Here is a 6,046-nt window from a genome sequence, read left to right on the forward strand (position 1 = left end):
TCTATAAGGAATACATACGGATAGTATGAAAACGTTGACAATCGTTTCATAGGGGTATATAATAAACATACAGAACGAATGTAAAAGAGGTGTATGTATGGCGAGAAATAAATATCCTGAAATAACGGTTGAAAAAATATTAGATGTATCTCAACGTTTGTTTCTTGAAAAAGGATATGATAAAACAACAATTCAAGATATTGTTGATGAATTAGGCGGATTAAGCAAAGGGGCAATCTATCATCATTTTAAGTCTAAAGAAGAAATCATGGACGCACTAGGAGATAAGATGTTTTTTAACAATAATCCTTTTGAGAAAGTAAAAGCTCGGACAGATTTAAACGGACTTCAAAAAATGAGAATGGCAATCATATTAAATCAATCTGATGAAAAACAGATAGAATTGACGAAACAAGCTATTCCCATGTTGAAAAATCCTCATGTATTAGCTCGTATGATTGAAACAAACCGTCGTCGTTTATGTCCCTATTGGGAATTATTTATAGAAGAAGGGATAAATGACGGGTCTATTAAAACACAATATAAAAAAGAACTTGCAGAATTTTTGGTGTTAATGGATATTTGGTTAATACCTTCTATCTTTCCAGCTAATAGAGAAGAGTTACAAAACAGATTTCATTGCATAAAAGAAATGCTTGAAAATATGGGTCTGCCTTTATTGAATGAAGAAATAAGCGAAAAGATAACAGAATTACCCTATTTTGAATAGTTACAAATAAATTGCCTAGAGATAGGCAATTAAAAAAACATATATACATACATTTGTTCGGTATTATAATGTAAAGGAGATGTTATCATGGAAGAAGTTAAGTATTCAATATGTGTATCTGCATTGCAGAAAAAGTATAAAGATAAAGAGGTATTGAGCAATGTAACGTTCTCTGTACCTAAAGGCACTATTTATACTTTATTAGGGTCAAACGGTGCTGGAAAAACAACAACTATTCGTATATTAACAACGCAAATCAAAGCAGATAATGGTACGGTTCAAATTGAGGGATATAATGTTTTTGATAATCCGCAAAAAGTACATGAAGTGATTAGTTTGACAGGGCAGTTTTCCGCTGTTGATGAATGTTTGACAGGAAAAGAAAATCTCATTATTATGGGGAAATTACGTCACTTATCAAAGCCAGAGGAAACGGCTGATAATTTGTTAGAATATTTTGAATTAGCAAAGGCTTCAAACCGTATTGTATCTACTTATTCTGGTGGAATGAAGCGAAAACTAGATATAGCAATGAGCTTGATCGGAAATCCTAAAATTATTTTTTTAGATGAACCAACGACTGGATTAGACCCACAAAGTCGTCATAGTATGTGGAATATAATTAGAGATTTAAACAAGTCTGGTGTAACGATTTTTCTAACTACTCAATATTTAGAAGAAGCAGAACAACTGGCAGATATAATCGGCATATTGGACAATGGAAAAATCATCGCAGAGGGAACGCCAGAGGAATTAAAAGCATATCTCCCACAAGGAGAAGTACAATTTACATTTGAAAATTCAGAAGAATTTGAGAAAGCTATATTGTTGATGAAAGATTATAAAGTTTCCATAACTCCAGAAGAATATAGCATTATTGTGTTTACTGACGGAAAAGCAGATACATTGTCTAAAATATTCTATATGTTATATACGAGTGAAATTTCTATTCAAAACTTTAAAGAACTTGCACCTACCTTAGAAGATGTGTTTTTATCCATGATTGAAGAAAGTGAGGGAAAATCAAATGAAGTCAAAGACTAAAAGGTATAATGATACTTTTACAATGGCAGGACGTTGTTTACTTTTATCGAAAAGAAACCCAGATACTTTTTTAACCAGTATTATTCTACCAGCACTAATGATGTTACTATTTATTTCTCTTTTCGGTAACCTTATTCAGATTGAGGGTATTTCTTATGTAGATTTTATCGTTCCGGGAATTTTATTACAATGCATTGCTCAAGGTTCTTCTACAACCGCTATTATGGTAAATAAAGACGTAACAAGTGGCATTGTTACAAGGTTTAGTACATTGCCTATCAATAAAATTTCAATATTGAATGGTCATATTTTAGAGGCTTTCATAAGGAGTATTATAAGTACAGTTGTTGTAGTATTGATAGCAATATTACTTGGCTTTCGTCCGTCACTCCATATAACAGACATAGGAATTGTATTCATATTATTAGTTGGGATAATATCTGTATTATCATGGTTGGCTGTTATTGTCGGGGTAATAACAAACAGTGCAGAGGGAGCAAGTTCATTATCAGCAATAGCAATCATACTTCCCTATTTAAGTTCTGGGTTTGTACCAACCGAAACATTACCCTCAATTATGAAAGTATTTGCAGAATATCAACCTATGACTCCCATTATAGATATTATGCGAAATGCCTTTTTAGGAAATCCTTTAGATATTAAGGTATTTATAATTGCTTTAATATGGTGTGTAGGATTAACAATTACGTTTTATCTTGTGTCTTTAGTTTTATTTAAGAAACGTTTACACAATTAGAAAGAGGTTGAATTATGATAGGACTAAAAAAACGAGATATTAAAAAAGCATTGAAAGCTGGTGCAAAAGCTGGCGGTGTATCATTGGCTGATGTTCGGGCTGATATTGAAGCGACGATTGATGAAGCTATGAACAGCACCGACCCAGAAGTGCAGGCAAATTTCAGAAAGTATTTTGGAAATAAACGCCCTACACCAGAAGAATATATTTACAAGATTACAAAAAAGACAAAAGTGTAATAGAAATCAAGTGCTGTAAGGGGGCTTGTATTATGGAAAGTTTTAAACATAATCTTATACAGTCATACACTACCTAACAGCATTTTATCAACAACTGAATATCTCACAGCTTTAATAGCTCGTACAGACTATATGTTTTGTGCGGGCTTTTTTTATACCCGAAAAAATTTTTTCACTTTTTTTCAAATTCATGCAACAAATCACACCTTGCTGTACAGATATGGTGCGGAAAGAGGGATAAACACTTTTCACGTCATAACGGAAAGGGGGTGTGATGATATGAAACCGTCGGACTTCCAAAAGACAATACAATGTCAATTTGACTGCAAGCTCAAGCGTGTAGTAAAAGGCATTGTCCGTAATTATCGCAAAGAATTAAAGCGACGAAGAAATAAGGAAATTTCCTATTGTGAACTTCCAGAAATCGTCGTGGAAAAGCTGGCAGTCTGGGACGAATACGAAAGCGATTATACCGCCTTTGATGTATGTGGTATTGAAGTTCGTGTCCTTGATGATGATTTAGCAGAAGCGATTAAGTATCTGTCTGAAAAAGACAGAGAAATCTTGTTGATGTATTTCTTCTTAGGCATGAGCGATACAGAAATCGGCGACAGATTAAAGATTAACCGTTCAACGTCGTTCCGCAGTAGGAAGAACTCACTTGAAGAAATCAAGAAAAAATTAAAGGAGAACATGAATGATGAATAACACACACCCGTCATTTTACCTTATTTCGTCGGCTGTGGACGGCAACGTAAATGCGATTGAAAAGATACTAGCATTGTATGACCCGTACATATCAAAATGTTGTTTGCGTCCGTTCTACGACAAATATGGTAATGTCTGCATAGTCGTAGACATGGAATTAAAAGGACGTATCAGAGAAGCACTTATTAAAATGATTTTGGACTTTGATATTCCTTTAGAAACCGAAGAATAACAAGCAGTAACCGCAGAGCATGATTTGTTCAATCCCCTCTTTCCTGCTCTGCCCCTGTTTTTACATGAAAGCAACACGCTTTCGCCACAGCTCTTTGACAACTGAATAAAGCAGACAGATACGTTTGTGAGATAGCGAGCCACGGGGACTGTACGCCACGACCTTTTCAAAAGAAAGCGAGCGACCCACGCAGTGATCCGAGAGCGACTGTTGGAAAAGTCGTTTTGCCACGACCTATCCTCACAGAATAATGATACGTCCGCATGGTGCGGTTCTGCCCACAAGAATGGGAATAGTTGGGATACTAACGGAGCATTCCAAAGCCGTCTGCCTGCTTGTAAAAAATGACACACAGTAAAGGGGGTGCATAGATTATGAACAATACTGATGTGCCTATCTGGGAAAAATATACGCTGACGATTGAAGAAGCGTCCAAATACTTCCGCATTGGCGAAAAGAAATTGCGTAAATTAGCCGAAGAAAATATTGACGCTGGCTGGGTTATCGTGAACGGTAATCGTATTCAGATTAAGCGAAAAAAATTTGAAAAAATCATAGATACATTGGACGAAATCTAATGTCATTGAGCCGTAGATATGGTATAATAAAGTATAGCGTATCACGGCTCATTCCATGACGGAAAGGAGCTTTACACTATGTCTAATGTGAAACGAAAAGACAGTAAAAATCGCAATTTGCGTAATGGAGAGAGCCAGCGAAAAGACGGAAGATACGTTTATAAATATACCGATATATACGGAAAGCCACAATTTATCTATTCTTGGAAACTTGTACCGACAGACAAGACACCTGCTGGAAAGCGTGATGATATTTCATTGAGGGAAAAAGAAGCACAGATAAAAAAAGACCTTAACGACAGTATCGACACAGTCGGCGGTAAAATGACAGTCTGCCAGCTTTACGAGAAAAAGAACAGCCAAAGAAAGAACATCAAGAGGGCTACCGAAAAGGGACGACAGTATCTTATGAACGCTCTGAAAAATGACCCATTGGGTATGAGGGCGATTGATACTGTTAAGCAGTCGGACGCTAAAGAATGGGCTATCAGAATGAGTGAAAAAGGATATGCCTATAAAACAATTGATAACTATAAGCGTTCCTTGAAAGCGTCATTTTACATGGCGATACAAGACGACTGTATCAGAAAGAACCCATTTGAATTTAAACTAAGTGATGTTCTGGAAGATGATACAGAGCAGAAAGTTATCCTTACACCAGAGCAGGAAGAACGCCTGCTTGCCTTTATGGAAAAGGATAAGATTTACAGCAAGTATTATGATGAGGTTGTGCTTCTGTTGGAAACGGGACTTCGTATTTCTGAATTTTGCGGACTGACGACGCATATTGATATGCAGAACAGAATACTCAATATAGACCACCAGTTATTGAAAGATAGCGAAATGGGCTACTATATTGAAACACCAAAGACCAAAAACGGAAAACGGGAACTTCCATTGACAGAACGGGCTTATCAAGCAATCCAAAGAATACTAAAGAACAGAGGAAAAGCACAACCGCTGATTGTAGGTGGTTACAGCAATTTCCTATTCTTAAACCGTGAGGGCTTGCCTAAAGTTGCAGGAAACTATGAGGGTATGGTGCGAGGATTGATTAAGAAATATAACAAGTATCACACGGATAAGTTACCGAACATCACACCACATTCATTCAGGCATACTTATTGTACGAATATGGCAAATAGAGGAATGAACCCAAACACCCTGCAATATCTCATGGGACACGCTAACATAACCATGACACTTGGCTATTACGCACACGGTACATTTCAATCTGCAAAAGCGGAACTGGAAAGACTGGCTTGTTAATATCGGAGCTTATATTTACTACTCATTTACTACTTTTGGTTGCATTTTCATGCTGGTAAATGCCAGCTTATGCAAGGTATCTTCCAAAAAGAAAATACCGATAAAGCCCTAAAATACGGGATATATCGGCATTTACCAACTTATGAAAAGATAATCAGAAATTTAGTAAGTTTTTTCCTTTAATAATTTATATAGAATATGCTGTTTCCGTATATTCATCTAATTTTTTACGTTTAATCAATCGCTTTGTTCCATTCCATAAAACAAACTGGCAATTCTGCTCATCCGTCATTTTGCGGAGCTTGTTAATTCCGATACCAGAATATGCAGCTGCTTCCTCAAGAGTTAAATTACTCTTTTCCCAAATAGGAACTTCTTTTACCATAGGCATCTTCCTCCCTAATAAATCAAGTCTTTTTTCCTTTAAAATAAAGGTTTTTTAAAGTTTCTATCTCAGATGAATGAACAAGAATCATGGATATTTCTCTG

Annotated in this window: 9 protein-coding genes; 8 read left to right on the forward strand and 1 reads right to left on the reverse strand. The window is 35.9% G+C overall.

Features of this window, described 5'->3' with window-relative positions; translation table 11 throughout:
* Window positions 1-97: 97 nt before the first annotated feature.
* The 8 genes from EDD74_RS13365 (at window position 98) to EDD74_RS13405 (ending at window position 5,557) form a co-directional block, all read left to right on the forward strand.
* Complete coding sequence (locus tag EDD74_RS13365; RefSeq protein ID WP_116441534.1) at window positions 98-730, forward strand: TetR/AcrR family transcriptional regulator; 633 nt, start codon at window positions 98-100, stop codon at window positions 728-730.
* Window positions 731-817: 87 nt separating this feature from the next.
* Window positions 818-1,774, forward strand: a complete 957-nt coding sequence (locus EDD74_RS13370; protein ID WP_116441535.1) for an ATP-binding cassette domain-containing protein — start codon at window positions 818-820, stop codon at window positions 1,772-1,774.
* The gene (locus EDD74_RS13375; RefSeq protein ID WP_116441536.1) at window positions 1,758-2,531 is read left to right on the forward strand and encodes an ABC transporter permease; all 774 of its coding nucleotides are present in this window, start codon (window positions 1,758-1,760) and stop codon (window positions 2,529-2,531) included. Before EDD74_RS13370 ends, EDD74_RS13375 begins: the two co-directional genes overlap by 17 nt.
* Window positions 2,532-2,545: 14 nt before the next feature.
* Window positions 2,546-2,770, forward strand: a complete 225-nt coding sequence (locus EDD74_RS13380; protein WP_004612108.1) for a hypothetical protein — start codon at window positions 2,546-2,548, stop codon at window positions 2,768-2,770.
* 279 nt (window positions 2,771-3,049) lie between these two features.
* The gene (locus tag EDD74_RS13385) at window positions 3,050-3,478 is read left to right on the forward strand and encodes an RNA polymerase sigma factor (protein ID WP_008787630.1); all 429 of its coding nucleotides are present in this window, start codon (window positions 3,050-3,052) and stop codon (window positions 3,476-3,478) included.
* Entirely contained in the window at window positions 3,471-3,710 is a 240-nt protein-coding gene (locus EDD74_RS13390) for a helix-turn-helix domain-containing protein (RefSeq protein ID WP_174704847.1), read from the forward strand. The genes EDD74_RS13385 and EDD74_RS13390 overlap by 8 nt, the downstream gene beginning before the upstream one ends.
* Before the next feature lie 374 nt (window positions 3,711-4,084).
* Window positions 4,085-4,288, forward strand: a complete 204-nt coding sequence (locus EDD74_RS13400; RefSeq protein WP_116441539.1) for an excisionase — start codon at window positions 4,085-4,087, stop codon at window positions 4,286-4,288.
* Between the two features lie 78 nt (window positions 4,289-4,366).
* On the forward strand, window positions 4,367-5,557 hold the full coding sequence (locus EDD74_RS13405) for a tyrosine-type recombinase/integrase (RefSeq protein WP_116441540.1): 1,191 nt from the start codon (window positions 4,367-4,369) through the stop codon (window positions 5,555-5,557).
* A gap of 187 nt (window positions 5,558-5,744) precedes the next feature.
* Here the strand turns inward: EDD74_RS13405 and EDD74_RS13410 are convergent, their stop codons facing one another.
* Window positions 5,745-5,942 (reverse strand): excisionase, encoded by a 198-nt coding sequence (locus EDD74_RS13410; RefSeq protein ID WP_116441541.1) that lies wholly within the window; start codon window positions 5,940-5,942, stop codon window positions 5,745-5,747.
* Window positions 5,943-6,046: the final 104 nt, after the last annotated feature.

It is taken from the genome of Faecalimonas umbilicata (genome assembly GCF_004346095.1).
Lineage (GTDB): Bacteria > Bacillota > Clostridia > Lachnospirales > Lachnospiraceae > Faecalimonas > Faecalimonas umbilicata.

Bases quoted from the DNA above. Each gene is read 5' to 3' on its own strand.
- EDD74_RS13365 (WP_116441534.1), top strand. From the start codon at position 98: ATGGCGAGAAATAAATATCCTGAAATAACGGTTGAAAAAATATTAGAT.
- EDD74_RS13370 (WP_116441535.1), top strand. From the start codon at position 818: ATGGAAGAAGTTAAGTATTCAATATGTGTATCTGCATTGCAGAAAAAG.
- EDD74_RS13375 (WP_116441536.1), top strand. From the start codon at position 1,758: ATGAAGTCAAAGACTAAAAGGTATAATGATACTTTTACAATGGCAGGA.
- EDD74_RS13380 (WP_004612108.1), top strand. From the start codon at position 2,546: ATGATAGGACTAAAAAAACGAGATATTAAAAAAGCATTGAAAGCTGGT.
- EDD74_RS13385 (WP_008787630.1), top strand. From the start codon at position 3,050: ATGAAACCGTCGGACTTCCAAAAGACAATACAATGTCAATTTGACTGC.
- EDD74_RS13390 (WP_174704847.1), top strand. From the start codon at position 3,471: ATGAATAACACACACCCGTCATTTTACCTTATTTCGTCGGCTGTGGAC.
- EDD74_RS13400 (WP_116441539.1), top strand. From the start codon at position 4,085: ATGAACAATACTGATGTGCCTATCTGGGAAAAATATACGCTGACGATT.
- EDD74_RS13405 (WP_116441540.1), top strand. From the start codon at position 4,367: ATGTCTAATGTGAAACGAAAAGACAGTAAAAATCGCAATTTGCGTAAT.
- EDD74_RS13410 (WP_116441541.1), bottom strand. From the start codon at position 5,942: ATGGTAAAAGAAGTTCCTATTTGGGAAAAGAGTAATTTAACTCTTGAG.